At 43.5% G+C, this 14614-nt stretch carries 11 protein-coding genes and 1 tRNA gene; 10 read left to right on the top strand and 2 right to left on the bottom strand.

The window, feature by feature from the left end:
- Position 1 precedes the first annotated feature (1 nt).
- Positions 2–72, top strand: a tRNA-Gly gene (locus PO771_RS18180).
- 61 nt (positions 73–133) lie between these two features.
- On the opposite strand, the gene PO771_RS18175 is transcribed toward PO771_RS18180, so the two are convergent.
- Entirely contained in the window at positions 134–1801 is a 1668-nt protein-coding gene (locus PO771_RS18175) for a hypothetical protein (RefSeq protein ID WP_272561042.1), read from the bottom strand.
- Between the two features lie 184 nt (positions 1802–1985).
- On the opposite strand from PO771_RS18175, the gene rocF reads away from it, so the two are divergent.
- The 7 genes from rocF to glmS all read left to right on the top strand — a co-directional run bounded on the left by rocF (position 1986) and on the right by glmS (position 10090).
- A complete protein-coding gene (gene rocF / locus PO771_RS18170; protein WP_272563212.1) occupies positions 1986–2888 on the top strand; it encodes an arginase in 903 nt (300 codons plus the stop codon).
- A 118-nt stretch (positions 2889–3006) separates the two neighbouring features.
- The gene (sigW, locus tag PO771_RS18165) at positions 3007–3570 is read left to right on the top strand and encodes an RNA polymerase sigma factor SigW (protein WP_272563211.1); all 564 of its coding nucleotides are present in this window, start codon (positions 3007–3009) and stop codon (positions 3568–3570) included.
- A 23-nt stretch (positions 3571–3593) separates the two neighbouring features.
- Positions 3594–4211 carry an anti-sigma factor family protein gene (locus PO771_RS18160; RefSeq protein ID WP_272561041.1) on the top strand — a complete coding sequence of 206 codons (618 nt, stop codon included), beginning with the start codon at positions 3594–3596 and terminating at the stop codon, positions 4209–4211.
- Between the two features lie 131 nt (positions 4212–4342).
- On the top strand, positions 4343–5161 hold the full coding sequence (cdaA, locus tag PO771_RS18155; protein WP_272561040.1) for a diadenylate cyclase CdaA: 819 nt from the start codon (positions 4343–4345) through the stop codon (positions 5159–5161).
- Positions 5154–6455: a CdaR family protein gene (locus PO771_RS18150; RefSeq protein ID WP_272561039.1), complete on the top strand. Its 1302-nt coding sequence runs from the start codon at positions 5154–5156 to the stop codon at positions 6453–6455. Before cdaA ends, PO771_RS18150 begins: the two co-directional genes overlap by 8 nt.
- Before the next feature lie 16 nt (positions 6456–6471).
- Complete coding sequence (gene glmM, locus PO771_RS18145; RefSeq protein ID WP_272561038.1) at positions 6472–7821, top strand: phosphoglucosamine mutase; 1350 nt, start codon at positions 6472–6474, stop codon at positions 7819–7821.
- 466 nt (positions 7822–8287) lie between these two features.
- On the top strand, positions 8288–10090 hold the full coding sequence (glmS, locus tag PO771_RS18140; protein ID WP_272561037.1) for a glutamine--fructose-6-phosphate transaminase (isomerizing): 1803 nt from the start codon (positions 8288–8290) through the stop codon (positions 10088–10090).
- A gap of 184 nt (positions 10091–10274) precedes the next feature.
- On the opposite strand, the gene PO771_RS18135 is transcribed toward glmS, so the two are convergent.
- A complete protein-coding gene (locus PO771_RS18135; RefSeq protein ID WP_272561036.1) occupies positions 10275–11120 on the bottom strand; it encodes a helix-turn-helix transcriptional regulator in 846 nt (281 codons plus the stop codon).
- A 128-nt stretch (positions 11121–11248) separates the two neighbouring features.
- Between PO771_RS18135 and fabF the strand changes: the two genes are divergently transcribed.
- Together fabF and PO771_RS18125 are read left to right on the top strand one after the other, a co-directional pair.
- Complete coding sequence (fabF, locus tag PO771_RS18130; protein WP_272561035.1) at positions 11249–12484, top strand: beta-ketoacyl-ACP synthase II; 1236 nt, start codon at positions 11249–11251, stop codon at positions 12482–12484.
- A gap of 493 nt (positions 12485–12977) precedes the next feature.
- A complete protein-coding gene (locus tag PO771_RS18125) occupies positions 12978–14462 on the top strand; it encodes an Lsa family ABC-F type ribosomal protection protein (RefSeq protein WP_272561033.1) in 1485 nt (494 codons plus the stop codon).
- Positions 14463–14614: the final 152 nt, after the last annotated feature.

Genomic DNA, 14614 nt, shown 5'->3' with positions numbered 1-14614 from the left:
TGCGGGTGTAGTTCAATGGTAGAACATCAGCCTTCCAAGCTGAATACGTGGGTTCGATTCCCATCACCCGCTTCATGAAAATATAACGAGAGCAAAGGCACCTCATATGAGGTGCCTTTGCTTATTGTCGTGTTTACTTATTTGGGACGTTTATGGTTTGCCCGCTGATGGCATCAATGTAGCTGTACGAATAATCGTAGGTTGGTACATATACAAGTTGCGGAGTGGGAGCTAGTTGATCACCATAGTAGTCCCAATGATATTGAAGTTGTAACGGATGCTTCTTTATATACTCGCTAGCAGCTTCTTCTTTTGTGACTGTGTTTTTAGAGTTTGGCAAGGTAGCACGTGTTTCTTCGGGAATCAAGGATATATCTATTACTTCGCCACTGTTGTAGTCAATGTGGATGTTGTAGGTTCGCGTGCTAATTGGAATATGATTATGTGTTTCAGCAATCGACACATAATACGTATTTATCATATCAGTCGTTGTTTTCTCTAGTTTGCTTTTATCCACCCAGGCAGGGATAAAATTTTCATCTACACTGAATACGTCACGTACTTGTACTTCTTTTACAGAGGTAGGTAGATACTTTTCTAGCGTTTTGACAGCTATTTGTTCGGCAGCTTCTTTTGTGATTTTTTTGGTAACAGGTTTACTGGTATCGACTTCTCCTTGTCTATGCATACCGATAGCCAATACGCGGTTGGTGGAAGTATCTACTTGCACATCATATGATTCGGTATAGTCATCTTGTTTGCTCCATGTGTAGGTTTGCGAAGCACTCAGACTATAAGGATGCTCATATTTATTCTTGGATAGAGAAAGTCCGGACACATCCATACCGAGTTCGCTTTTCAGTATCTGAGCTGCTTCCTGTTCATTCCTAACGGTTAACGTCTGACCTTTTGGTGTTACAGGATACAGTTTTTTGTTCAATTGCTCCTGAGGGATATATGATGCTAGTGGTGTGCCTGTTATAGCATCGATAGTAGGGGAGATTCCCATAACGTATTTTAATACGGGATGTTCGCCTTCCCTGTCCCCGAAAATTTTTATTGCAGTTGGTTGTTTTTCATCGTATATAAGTTCCGGTTTCAGTGAGGTAAGGAATAGTTCCTCTGCTTGTTCTTTCGGGATGGCCTGTTTCGGGTCTGGGAACAGATTTGTATTTATTTTTTTATTCTCATTATAGAATGAAGTAACACGGCCTGCTGCATTCACACTCATCCTGATGTCGTAGTTTGACTTCAATGGGATTCCATGTATCAGTGGACTAAATTGAGCGGACGCTTCGGTAAATACGACTTCTTTACCGTCTTCCATTCTCCCTGAGCTTCCGCTCATAAAACCAACGCCGTCATCAAATTGATAGCGTTCAGCTTCTTTTTCACCTAGCATCTTGTTTAGAAATTCAGTTGTTTTTTCTTTCACGAGAGAAATAGAGGGAGTATTTTTTGAAGCCCAGTCAGGGTGATTGATCGTAAAACGGTACAGTTCCCCGGTGTCTAAATTAAATACGACCATTGCATGTGCTTTCTCAGCTTTTCCTTCATAACTTAACACTTGAAATGAAGTCTGATTCCTTTGGTATGTATTGTTTTCTTTCAATTGAAGATCCCGTAACTCAGGCACGAGTGTATACAGTGTTTGCAGCGATTCCTGGATGTTTTTTTGTACGGTAGGGGATGAAGGGGATGTAGTGCCGGACGTTGCTGGAAGCGTGGTGGCAAAAACGGGAGTAGTCGAAAGGAAACTTCCTGCAAGTAATGCCGTGACGATTTTCTTTGTATATTTCATAAACAGGCCTCCATTTTATGATGGTATATCATATATACGAGATGTATTTGGTAAATGTTTCAATAAAGGGAATAATGTTCATATCATCTGTACAATTCAGGAACCTGTCAAGTTTCGTTAGTGCTTACATACGCATTACAATAGGGTAACTGATGAAAAGGAAAGGTGTGCAGCGATGAATCCGATGCGTAATCACAACATTTCGTTGATCGGAGTTCCGATGGATCTTGGCGCAGATCGTAGGGGAGTCGATATGGGACCAAGTGCGATCCGTTATGCAGGTATTGAGTCTCGTTTAGAGATGCTTGGCTATGTGGTTCATGATGAAGGGGATATCATTGTGCAGCGGCAAAAGCAGCAGGCTACACCTGGAACACACCTGAAATACGTTGACGAAATTGCGCGTGTGAATCAGCAATTATGCGAGACTGTATCCACGCAGATAGAAAAAGGATATTTTCCACTTGTTATCGGAGGGGATCATAGCATTGCGATTGGAACGATTGCAGGTGTATTGCAGCATCGTCCAAATACGGGAGTGATCTGGTTCGATGCGCATGGCGATATGAATACAGCCAGTACGTCACCCTCAGGTAATATTCATGGCATGTCGCTAGCTGTAAGTCTTGGACATGGACATGAGAGGCTGACGGAAATTGGTGGAAGCGAACGGAAACTGATGCCAGAAAATGTCGTACTAATTGGAGCTCGTGCGCTTGATCCGGGAGAGAAACGATTCATTCAGGAACAGGGAATTCGAGTATTCACCATGCATGAGATTGATCGATTGGGAATGGGGCGTGTTATGGAAGAAGCGCTCCAAATCGTAACTACCGGAACAGATGGCGTTCATCTTAGCTTGGACCTTGACGGGCTTGACCCGCATGATTGTCCAGGAGTGGGGACTCCTGTTATTGGAGGGATTACGTATCGAGAAAGTCACCTTGCTATGGAAATGCTGGCAGAAGCAAATGTACTTACCAGTGCTGAATTTGTGGAAGTAAATCCGATTCTTGACCGGATGAACCAAACAGCGCGTGTGGCGGTTGGACTTATGGGTTCCGTATTTGGGGAGAAGCTACTATAATAGGGATGATGACATGTACGATAGACGAGAATGCCTGAGACATTCTCGTTCATTTTTTTGAAACCTGATATTGATTCGCACGTAAATATAGATAGGAATAGATTAGGATGTGGACCAATTGGACAGCACCGAGCAGGGGATGATTAAACGCGCAAAGCAGGGAGACAGGGAGGCATTTGCTGAACTTGTCAATCTTTACAAAGACAGGGTATACCATGTTTCGTATCGGATGCTGGGCAATCGACAGGAAGCGGAAGATGTAGCCCAGGAGACGTTTTTGCGTGTGTATTCCAATCTCGAAAATTATGACCCACAGTATAAATTCTCAACCTGGATTTATCGGATTGCTTCTAACCTAAGTATTGATACGATTCGTAAGCGGAAGCAAAGTCTGTCGCTAGACGCGGAAATTACCGGTTCCGAAGGCATGGAGTGGCATGAACGACTGGCCGACCCGAGCAAGAGCCCAGAAGAAGAAGTGCTTACCGACGAATTGCAGGACGAGGTACAGGGTGCCATTATGGGCCTAAATCCGAAATACCGAGCTGTTATGCTGTTGCGATACATTGAAGATTTGAGCTTGCAAGAGATTAGCAATGTGGTACAGCTGCCGATCTCGACGATTAAAACAAGAATTCATCGCGGTAGGGAAGCCTTGCGCAAAAAGCTTCGGTTCATGTAACGCGAATGAAAGGAGAAATACGTATGGACTGCCGTCATTTTGTGCGCCTTATGCATCAGTATCTCGACTGCGATGCGACCAAAGAAGAAGAGATGCAGCTGCGTGCCCACCTTGCTTCCTGCCCGGCGTGCAAGCAGCACTTTCAAGAATTGAAACGGACACTTGTATTTGTCCAGGGCCTATGTCATACAAGAGCGCCGGAAGGATTTACAGAACGAGTCATGGCGGCCCTTCCGCAGGAGCGGCGCAAAACCCGTCTCCTTCAACAGTTTAAGCGTCATCCGCTCCTGGTTGCTGCTTCCCTTTTTATCGTTTTGATGGCGGGGAGTACGATGTCGGCGTGGACACAGGGAGTCGGACGCTTTGAGATGTCGGCCGCACAGGCCCAGAATCTTCAGGTGGATGAATCCAAGCACACGGTTATTGTACCTGCAGGCAAAACGGTAGAGGGAGATATCGTTGTCCGAAATGGAAACATTCGCGTAGATGGCGAAGTAAAGGGCAATGTAGTGGCGATTGATGGGCAAGTGTATATGGCTTCCACTTCTCATATCTCAGGCGAGGTAGAGGAGATCCATCAAGTACTAGAATGGGTATGGTATAGTATAAAAAAGGTTTTCAATTCCCTTGTAACCCGCTAAAATATAAAGAGGAAGAAGGCGCGGCGATGTCGTGTCTTTTTTGCGTGTATATACAAAAACAGCTATACTGGGTAATGAGGATTGTCACAAAGGCAGTCCACCTCCCATCCTAATAAAGGAGGAGTACGCAAGTGGAAGGGTTTACCGGGAATATTCTTGGCTACATCACGAATGCAATTGATGTTCTGATCGTTTCTTATATTATATATAAGCTTGTTCTGCTCCTTCGGGGTACACGGGCCCTGCAATTGTTCAAGGGAATACTGGTTGTTATTATTCTCTTGGTGGCTAGTTCCTTTTTACATCTGCGAACGCTAAACTGGCTGATGAATCAGGCTCTTACGTATGGAATGTTTTCCATCCTGGTCATCTTTCAGCCGGAGTTGCGCCGGGCACTTGAACAGATTGGCCGCGGGTCTATTTTTACTCGTAGTTCCAATCTCGAAGACAAAGCAGCCATTGATACGATTGAAGGAATCGTTAAGTCGGTGTTCTATATGGCGAAACGCCGGATTGGAGCCCTTATTGTTATTGAACGTGAGACGGGACTGTCAGATTATATTGAAACAGGCATTAGCCTTACTGCACAGAGCAGTTCCGAGCTTCTCATTAACATTTTCATTCCAAACACGCCGCTTCATGATGGAGCGGTTATCATGCGTAAGGATATGGTTATGGCAGCTGGCTGTTATTTGCCTCTGTCAGAGAATCCGACCATCTCCAAAGAGCTTGGAACAAGACATCGTGCCGCCATTGGACTTAGTGAGGTCTCAGATGGACTAGCGCTTGTCGTATCCGAAGAGACCGGCCAGGTGTCGATTGCTTGCAATGGCGAATTGACACGTGATTACACGCCAGAGACGCTGACTGAATATCTGGTTGAGCGCCTGGTCAAACCGGCGAGGCCGTCATCGTCCCTCTGGCAGCGGAAGGTGAAAAGCAATGGATAGATGGTTGAGTAACAACTCATTTGTCAAAGTCATGTCGCTTGTGATGGCCATTCTACTCTGGATGATCGTGACAAACAGTTCCACATCATCGACTGGAGCTGTAGTGGGGCAGCCTCAGGTCACCTCGCAAGTCACATCCGTCAAGCTTGGGGCGCGTTACGATGATCGTAAATTCATTGTTCACATTCCAGATACGGTCCAGGTAGAGCTAAAGGGAAATCGTGATATTCTAGCCTTAGCTTCCTTGCTTTCTAAGAACAAATTTGACTTCTATGTTGATCTGAGTAAGTATGAGAGTGGTCGTTATGACGTTCCGGTTCAGTATGAAGGACTTCCGCCTGGCCTTGACGTTGTGGTAACGCCGAGCGTCGTCAACGTTACGATTGAGCGAATCCAAAAAGTTCAAAAAGATGTACGTGTAGTGGTTGTGGGACAATCACCTGACGTGGCTAAAGTAGGAAACGTAATTGTGAATCCACGTACTGTAACGGTATCTGTGCCGGAAAGCCAAGTGAAAAACATTGGACTTGTACAAGCTGTAGTGAATATAGAGGATGCAACGGAAACCGTGAACTCTTCCGTGCCGGTCCGTGTTCTTGATCGGCGTGGACAGCCAATCGAGTCAGCGAAAACTTCGCCATCGTCGGTAGATGTACAAGTTCCCCTTACCATACAGCCATCCAAGAAAGTACCGCTTAAGGTGAGCTTTACAGGAAAACCAGCAGATGGCTATGGGGTAACAGGGCTTGATGTGCGTCCGAGTGAAATAACGGTCTACGGTACGCAAGAAATGCTGAATGCTCTGTCTGCCTATCCAGTTCCGGCTGTGAATGTGGATGGACTAACGGAATCCAAAACGATTCAAGTACCGCTTCCCCTTCTAAAAGGCGTCACGCGTGTTGATAGCCCGAGTGTGACCGTAGCGGTGACAATTACAGCAGGGAAAGAAAGTATGAAGCAGGAGGAGCCATCAGCAACAACACCGGCTTCTGAACAACGCGTAAGTAAGTCACTAGAAATTCCGGTATTTATAAAAGGTGTGGCAGATGGCCAAACATCTGAGATTGTGAAGCCAGAATCAGGTCGCATCAACTGTAACGTGGTCGGGACAAAAGAAGCCATTGCGCAAGTAGATCAATCCAAGTTGTCTGCTTCTGTCGATATGAGCAATAAACCACCGGGCGAATATACCGCTCCGGTACAGGTTAATCTTCCGTCTGGCGTGTCACTAGCAAGTGATACGACTGATCTGCAGGCAACGGTCGTCATTCATGACCGGGCTGCGAAGTCGTGAGAGGAGAGGTAAAAGTATGGGTAAGTATTTCGGAACAGATGGTGTACGCGGGATCGCCAATCAACAATTGACCCCGGAACTGGCATTTAAATTAGGTCGCTTCGGTGGATATGTTGTCACACAGAATAGCAAGAACGAGCGTCCAAAAGTAGTTGTAGGACGGGATACACGTATCTCCGGCCCGATGCTGGAGCGTGCGTTGATCGCAGGCCTGCAATCGATTGGCGCAGAAGTTATGCGTTTAGGCGTAATCTCTACACCTGGTGTCGCTTATTTAACGCGTACATTGGAAGCTGATGCAGGCATTATGATTTCTGCATCACACAACCCGGTGCAGGATAACGGCATTAAGTTTTTCGGTGGCGATGGGTTCAAGTTGCTTGATGAGAAGGAAGCTGAGATCGAACGTCTGCTTGACGCTGAGATCGACGAGCTGCCACGTCCGATTGGCGGTGACATCGGCACGGTTCTCAATTATAAAGAAGGAGCCCAGAAATACTTGCAGTTCCTTAAAAGTACCGTCACTCATCGCTTTGATGGTCTGAAAATCGTGGTAGACTGCGCGAATGGTGCAGCATCTGCACTGGCTGCCCAATTGTTTGCTGATATGGAAGCGGATGTCGTAACGATTGCTTGCAACCCGGACGGATTGAACATTAATGAAAATTGTGGATCGACTCACCCGGAAGTCCTGCAACAAACAGTTGTGGAACAGGGGGCTATTCTTGGCCTGGCGTTTGACGGGGATGCGGACCGTCTGATTGCGGTAGATGAGAAAGGTCAACTCGTAGATGGTGATTTCATTATGGCAATCTGCGGGATGGCCTGGAAGCGCCGTGGCAAATTGAAAAACGATACGGTAGTCTCCACTGTAATGAGCAATATCGGATTCTACAAAGCACTTGAAGCAGCAGGCATTGAAACGCGTCAGACTGCTGTTGGCGATCGCTATGTGATGGAAGAGATGCGCCGTGGCGGCTATAACCTTGGTGGGGAACAGTCCGGTCATATTATTTTCCTCGATTACAATACGACAGGCGATGGTCTGCTGAGTGGGCTACAACTGCTTGATGTTGTGGCAGAATTGAAAAAGCCGCTGTCTGAAATTGCGGCAGAAACGATGCGTCAGTTCCCACAGATTCTGATCAATGTGCGGGTAGCGGATAAATCCAAACTCACAGGTAATATCGAGATTCAAACAGCTGTACAATCGATTGAAGAGAAGCTCGGAACGAACGGACGTGTGCTCGTTCGTCCGTCTGGAACCGAACCGATCGTTCGCGTGATGGCGGAAGGTCCTGATGAAGTGGAGCTTAAACAGTACGTTGATCATATCGTGAGTGTAGTGGAAAAAGAACTCTCATAAATACTGATGAAATAAGGGTGTGCAAGGACTTCTTGCGCATCCTTATTTTTTCTATTGTTGACTTAGAATGTTTGTGGTAATGTATCAATATTGAAGAAGGGGGTGGAAGGAGAAGGAAACCATAAACAAGCTTCGCTGCATAGGATAATGAATGAATCGGAAAGCGCCAGGACCGCTTCATGGACGGGGAAAAGAGAAGCGGTTGACGAGGTGGAGGTTTATCGAATGACTCGGCGGATGCCTCCCGGTGAACGACCGACGCCGCAGGGCTGTCTGACAAAACGCTCAGGAAACTGAACGGACAAACGGACAGTACGGTCGACTCATTTTGGTGTCAAAACCAAATGAGGTACAGTCTATACGATAGTTGAATATGGGACGATGGGAGGCGGGGGTTTGCTCTGTCTTGTTTCTGATGGAAGCAGCTACGTCTTCTTTGTAAAATCGAGAGGGGAATATACGGATTATGTGTGGAATCGTAGGATATGTTGGCAGTCAAGATACGAAAGAAATTTTGCTACGAGGCTTAGAAAAGCTCGAATATCGTGGCTATGATTCAGCCGGGATCGCGGTTGTCAACGATGAGGGTGTGCAAGTATTTAAAGAAAAAGGACGCATCGCAGCACTTCGTGAGATCGTAGATGAACAGGCAAAAGCAACAGTGGGGATCGGTCATACACGCTGGGCGACACATGGTATTCCAAACCGTGTGAATGCACACCCACACCAGAGCCGTTCAGCACGTTTTACTCTTGTGCATAATGGTGTGATTGAAAACTATGAACAAGTAAAACGCAGTTTGTTATCGGGCCTTTCTTTCGTAAGTGATACAGATACAGAAGTAATTGTACAGCTTATCGAGAAGTTCGTAGAGACAGGTCTACCTGTAGAAGAGGCTTTCCGCAAAACACTGCAAGAGCTGAAAGGTTCGTATGCGCTGGCATTGATTGATCAGGAGAACCCGCATGTCATCTATGTAGCGAAAAACAAAAGTCCACTTCTAGTTGGGCTTGGCTCAGATTGTAACGTAGTCGCAAGTGACGCGATGGCAATGCTACAAGTCACAGACCAATTCCTTGAACTGATGGATCAAGAAATGGTCATTCTCACAAAAGACAGTGTAACGATTAAAGACCTGGAAGGGAATGTGATTACCCGCAAGCCATTTACGGCTGAAATCGATGCAAGCGACATCGAAAAGGGTACATACCCACACTATATGCTTAAAGAAATCGACGAGCAGCCGTTCGTCATTCGTAATATCATTCAGAAGTATCAACAAGAAAATGGCGACCTGAAGCTTGCTGACGATATTCGTCGTGCGATGAAAGAAACAGATCGTATTTATATTGTAGCCTGTGGAACAAGTTATCATGCAGGGCTTGTAGGGAAGCAGTTCATCGAGAAAATGGCTGGGATTCCGGTAGAAGTACACATTGCGAGCGAGTTCGGCTACAATATGCCGCTTCTCAGTGCAAAGCCGCTGTTTATCTTTATCTCGCAGAGCGGTGAGACTGCTGACAGCCGCGCTGTGCTTGTAAAAGTGAAAGAGATGGGACATAAAGCTCTGACACTGACGAATGTTCCAGGCTCTACCCTGTCGCGTGAAGCGGATTACACGCTGGCGCTGTATGCAGGCCCAGAGATCGCGGTTGCATCAACGAAAGCATACATCGCACAGATTGCGGTGCTGGCGATTCTCGCAGCGGATACAGCCAAAGCAAAAGGGCTTGATATTGGCTTTGATCTGATGCAGGAAATGGGCATCGTAGCGAGTGCGATTGAGACGTTGTGTGATAGCAAGGATGAGATGAAGAAGATCGCAGATGAGTTCCTAGGCACGCATCGTAATGCATTCTTCCTTGGTCGAGGCGTAGACTATTATGTATGCCTAGAAGGCGCGCTGAAGCTGAAAGAGATCTCTTACATTCAGGCGGAAGGGTTCGCAGGTGGCGAGCTGAAGCACGGCCCGATCGCGTTGATTGAGACGGATACGCCGGTTGTGGCGCTTGCGACTCAGAAAAGTGTGAGCTTGAATATTCGCGGCAATGTGAAGGAAGTAGTGGCACGCGGTGCGAATCCGTGCTTGATTAGTATGGCAGGTATAGAGGAGGAAGGCGACCGTTTCGTGCTTCCGGCTGTTCATGAGATGCTGACGCCGCTTGTATCGGTTATTCCATTGCAGTTGATTTCGTATTATGCAGCGCTGCACCGTGGTTGTGACGTTGATAAGCCGCGCAATTTGGCCAAATCAGTTACAGTTGAGTAGGATAGATGTAGGGTAACAATGATTTTGTAGAGTGAAAATAAAATTGTTTAAGAAACACACGTGACAGGAGTACAATGAAAAAACTCCTAACGTGTGTTTTTTATTTAACTACCAGGCAGATCATTTCAAGGATTGATTATAATCCCTTTAATTGTACTTGATAAAAAAATTAGCAATTGTTAATCTAGTCTTCGCTTTTTTTCATCAATCGTTTTAGTTTCAGTTCAGTAGAGGATTCCTCTACCGGGGTATACACACTGCACCGTAAATCCATATCACCTTGTACCTGTAGGGATGTTAGGTTAAAAAGCATTTTTCCTGCTTTAGCATGTCTAAATTCGATCTGAACCTCTGGGGCAATACTTACTTGACTTTCTTGCCAGAGAGATTGAAACTCTGGGTGAAGATTGGTCATTTCTTCAAGGAATTGGTTGTACCATTCATCACCCACATATTGACCGTAGTAAGCACGAAAAATAGCAAGAAACCCTTTTACAAAATGCTCCCAATTAACAGCTAGTGACCTTAACTCTTTTCTTGTAAATACTAAGCGAATCAAGTTACGTTGCTCCCAAGGAATTTGTTCAAAATCCAAAAAAACATGGGCTGCTGCACGGTTCCAACCGACAATTTGAAAATGTCGATCTGTAATATAGGTAGGACAATGTTTCAGTTCGGATAGTATTTTCTCTAAAGAAGGAGGGATTTTTATTTGTTGAACTACCTGTTTGGAGACGTTTGGATTTACTTCTATCGCTAAGTCAAATAGGTACTTCCTTTCATCATTATTTAACTGTAGGGCTGTTGCAATGGATTCTAACACGGACGAAGAAACTTTAATGTCTCGTCCTTGTTCTAACCAAGTATACCAAGTGGTACTGACTCCTGCGATTTGTGCTACTTCCTCTCTTCGCAAGCCTGGAGTTCTTCTCCTACTCCCCATTGGCAATCCAACAGATTGAGGGTTAATGTTCGCACGTTTTGACTTTAAAAATGCAGATAGTGCTTCATATCTGGTTTGCTTATTCAAAGTTCTAATCTCCTATCATGGTAAGAATCATCATAGTAGCAATTATACTAGGATAACCAACAACTTGTAATAGGATAATTAGCGTGTGAAAATATAGAAAGAATCTACTGTGTTAGGAGGAACCAGAGTTGGAAAAAGTGGTAATCACGGGAATGGGAGTAGTCTCACCGCTAGGAAATGATGTGGAAAAGTTTTGGAGAAATCTAGTTGAAGGTAAGTCGGGTATTTCTTCCATTGATACATTTGATGTAAGTAATCATAAGACCAAAATTGCAGGAATTGTGAAAGATTTTAATGCTGACGAACTTCTAGGACGTAAGGATGCCAAGCGTTTAGATAGATTTTGTCAATTCGCTTTAGTTGCTGCTGAACAAGCATGGGCAGATGCTAATCTAAATATTCATGATATCGACCCGGAACGTTTTGGAGTCTATGTTGGCTCAGGTATAGGCGGAATAGAGACTTTAATTCAAAACGTTGATATTTTTCGAGAGAAGGGACCGGGCAGGGTTAGTCCAGCTCTCGTACCCGCAATGATTTCAAATGCGGCTTCAGCACAAATCAGTATTAAATGGGGTGCAATGGGGCCTACGATGTCACCTGTTTCTGCTTGCGCTATTGGAAATACAGCCATTGGTGAGGCGTTAAAAGTGATTCGTCATGGAGGGGCTGATATCATTTTTGCAGGTGGGACGGAAGCAGCTGTAACCGACTTGTCTTTAGCTAGCTTTGGTAATGCGACCGCTTTATCTACAAGGAACGATGACCCTACAAAAGCAAGTCGTCCATTTGATGCCAATCGAGATGGATTCGTTATGTCAGAAGGAGCAGGTATTTTAATTCTTGAATCACTATCCCACGCAAAACGCAGAAATGCACATATTTATGCGGAGGTTATAGGATACGGTGCGAGTTCAGATGCCCATCACATGGTAGCTACACATCCAGAAGGAAAGGGAGCCTATCTTGCTATGAAAATGGCTTTAAAGGATGCCAATATTTCTACGGAGCAAATCAATATTATTAGCGCTCATGCAACGAGTACAGCAGTAGGGGATATATCTGAGACAATGGCTATAAAAAAACTGTTTGGAACACAAGCATACCAGATTCCAATAACAGCTAATAAGTCTGTGACAGGGCATATGTTAGGAGCGTCAGGGGGAGCGGAAGCCATTGCATTAGCCAAAGTTCTTCAAGAAGGTATTATTCCTCCAACCGTTAATCAAGAACAACGTGACCCATTATGTGATTTAGACTATGTGCCGAATGTTGCACGTAAAGCAGATCTTAAGATAGGGCTATCCAATTCTTTTGGTTTCGGTGGGCACAATGCGGTCATTGTTCTGAAAAAGTACGAATAAAATAAGTTGTTGTGTTAACTTTAAATGGATTGTGATATTGCATTCCATAAAAAAGGATGTTACTCTAAAAATAGAATGATGAGAGGACTGATGGATGAATAATGATTAACTAATCTATATTTTACTTTGAAATTAATAACTTCAAACTACAAAATATAGGGTTAGTCTATCCATCTTTATAAATCAGTTCATACTTTATTTGTCATGATTCCAATGATTAATAAGAACTTATTAAGTGTGAAATACTAATCCTTCCGATTACAAATTGGGAGGATTTTTTTATTCTCTTATAGGTAAGTTGATATTTATTAATCCGTAACTGTAACCTAACAAATAAAGGAGGGAGAAAAATGAGTAATTCAGACACTATCGTTACACATGTAATGCTCTATATAAGTCGTTAATATCCATCAAACTTATATAGAGGAATTTAAAAATTGATGGATATTCCGACTTTATGTGAAAAGTGTTGATATATAAAGGAGGAATTATTATGTCAATGATAAAAGTTCAAGACTTAACTTTTTCATACCCAGGTAGCTTTGATAATATTTTTGAAGATGTAAATTTTCAAATAGATACGGATTGGAAGCTGGGGTTTATTGGTAGGAACGGACGAGGTAAAACGACATTCTTTAATTTATTATTAGGTAATTATGAGTATAGTGGGAAAATCACTTCTTCGGTAGAATTTAATTATTTCCCTTACCCAGTTTCGGATAAGAACAAGTTCACTCATGAAATCCTTGAAGAAATTTGTCCCCAAGCAGAAGATTGGGAATTTCTGCGTGAAATATCCTATTTAAATGTTGATGCCGAGGCCATGTATCGACCATTTAAAACATTATCAAATGGAGAACAAACAAAGGTGTTGCTTGCTGCACTGTTTTTGAATGAGGGTCAATTTCTATTAATTGATGAGCCAACCAATCATCTAGACACTGATGCACGAAAGACGGTCTCTGATTATCTAAGGAAGAAAAAAGGGTTTGTTTTGATTTCACATGACAGAATCTTTTTAGATGGATGCGTTGACCATATCTTATCTATAAATAGAGCAAATATTGAAGTTCAAAGTGGTAACTATTCTTCTTGGAAGGTAAATTTTGATAGACAGCAAGAACACGAAGAGGCTACAAATGAGCGTCTACAAAAAGACATAGGAAGATTAAAACAGTCTTCACAACGTTCAGCAGGTTGGTCTCATCAAGTGGAAGCTTCCAAAAATGGAACAAGGAATTCGGGATCTAAGTTAGATAAGGGTTTTGTAGGACATAAAGCGGCCAAGATGATGAAGAGAGCGAAGAACCTTGAATCAAGGCAACAAAAAGCTATTGAAGAAAAGTCAAAATTACTAAAAAATGTGGAGAAAACGGAGTCGTTAAAATTAGAACAATTGAAATTTCAGTCAAATGAATTGGTTGTTTTGGCTGATGTGTCTGTTAAGTATGATGACCAAATAGTAAATGAACCAATTAGCTTCATAGTTGAACAAGGGGACCGAATTGTACTTGATGGAAAGAATGGAAGCGGGAAAAGTAGTATCCTAAAACTAATTCTAGGACATCTAATACAGCATACAGGCTCAGTTAATGTAGGTTCAGGACTCATCATTTCCTATGTCCAACAAGATACTTCTCATTTGAAGGGGTCGTTATCGGACTTTATTGAAGAGCACGAGATTGATGAGACGTTATTTAAATCCATTCTACGTAAGATGGATTTTGACCGAATTCAATTTGAGAAAGATATATCTCATTATTCTGGTGGACAAAAGAAAAAGCTGCTTATCGCTAAAAGTTTATGTGAAAAAGCTCATTTATATATATGGGATGAACCATTAAATTTTGTTGATATTTATTCGCGTATGCAGATTGAAGAGCTTATTCAACAATTTAATCCCACAATGGTTATTGTTGAGCATGATCAGGCATTTCAACAAACAGTTGTAACAAAAACTATATCTATTTCGAAATAAAGCTGTACTGTTTCACCCCTTTAGATCTGATTATCTAAAGGGGTGTTTTTTATGGTTAAAAGAGAAAGAATATTTGAGATTGAGAAGGGTATAAAAGGAGGCTGAGGAAGTGGAATGGGAGTAGATTATAAACTCAAGATGTACCTTCGAAG

It is taken from the genome of Aneurinibacillus uraniidurans, from assembly GCF_028471905.1.
Classification (GTDB): Bacteria; Bacillota; Bacilli; order Aneurinibacillales; family Aneurinibacillaceae; genus Aneurinibacillus; species Aneurinibacillus uraniidurans.
The sequence above is the reverse complement of the archived record's forward strand: the minus strand, read 5'-3'. Positions and strand labels throughout refer to the sequence as shown.

Bases quoted from the DNA above. Each gene is read 5' to 3' on its own strand.
- PO771_RS18160 (WP_272561041.1), top strand. From the start codon at position 3,594: ATGGACTGCCGTCATTTTGTGCGCCTTATGCATCAGTATCTCGACTGC.
- glmM (WP_272561038.1), top strand. From the start codon at position 6,472: ATGGGTAAGTATTTCGGAACAGATGGTGTACGCGGGATCGCCAATCAA.
- PO771_RS18150 (WP_272561039.1), top strand. From the start codon at position 5,154: ATGGATAGATGGTTGAGTAACAACTCATTTGTCAAAGTCATGTCGCTT.
- PO771_RS18125 (WP_272561033.1), top strand. From the start codon at position 12,978: ATGTCAATGATAAAAGTTCAAGACTTAACTTTTTCATACCCAGGTAGC.
- glmS (WP_272561037.1), top strand. From the start codon at position 8,288: ATGTGTGGAATCGTAGGATATGTTGGCAGTCAAGATACGAAAGAAATT.
- PO771_RS18175 (WP_272561042.1), bottom strand. From the start codon at position 1,801: ATGAAATATACAAAGAAAATCGTCACGGCATTACTTGCAGGAAGTTTC.
- rocF (WP_272563212.1), top strand. From the start codon at position 1,986: ATGCGTAATCACAACATTTCGTTGATCGGAGTTCCGATGGATCTTGGC.